At 63.2% G+C, this 427-nt stretch carries 1 protein-coding gene; it reads left to right on the top strand.

What is annotated here, in order from left to right:
- Positions 1-427, top strand: a 427-nt coding sequence (locus FJV41_RS56005) for a PTS sugar transporter subunit IIC (RefSeq protein WP_497812689.1), incomplete at both ends; no start/stop codon positions are given.

Genomic DNA, 427 nt, shown 5'->3' with positions numbered 1-427 from the left:
GTATTGTCCTGCTCGCCATCATCATGGGCCTGATGCTGGCCTTCGACATGGGCGGCCCGGTGAATAAAGTGGCTTATGCCTTTATGCTGATTTGCGTCTCCCAGGGCATTTACAGCGTCGTGGCCATCGCCGCCGTCGGTATCGCCATTCCGCCGCTGGGCATGGGGCTGGCAACGCTTGTCGGCCGCAAATATTTCAGCGCCGAAGAGCGTGAAACCGGCAAAGCCGCGCTGGTAATGGGCTGCGTTGGCGTCTCCGAAGGGGCCATCCCCTTTGCCGCCGCCGACCCGCTGCGGGTGATCCCCTCAATTATGATTGGCGCCGCCAGCGGTTGCGTCACTACCGCCCTGCTCGGCGCGCAGTGCTATGCCGGCTGGGGCGGGCTAATCGTGCTGCCGGTCGTGCAGGGTAAGGGCGGATTTATCGC

The organism is Myxococcus llanfairpwllgwyngyllgogerychwyrndrobwllllantysiliogogogochensis (assembly GCF_006636215.1).
In the GTDB taxonomy this organism is placed as follows: Bacteria; Myxococcota; Myxococcia; order Myxococcales; family Myxococcaceae; genus Myxococcus; species Myxococcus llanfairpwllgwyngyllgogerychwyrndrobwllllantysiliogogogochensis.
This window is presented reverse-complemented; position numbering and strand designations above follow the sequence as displayed.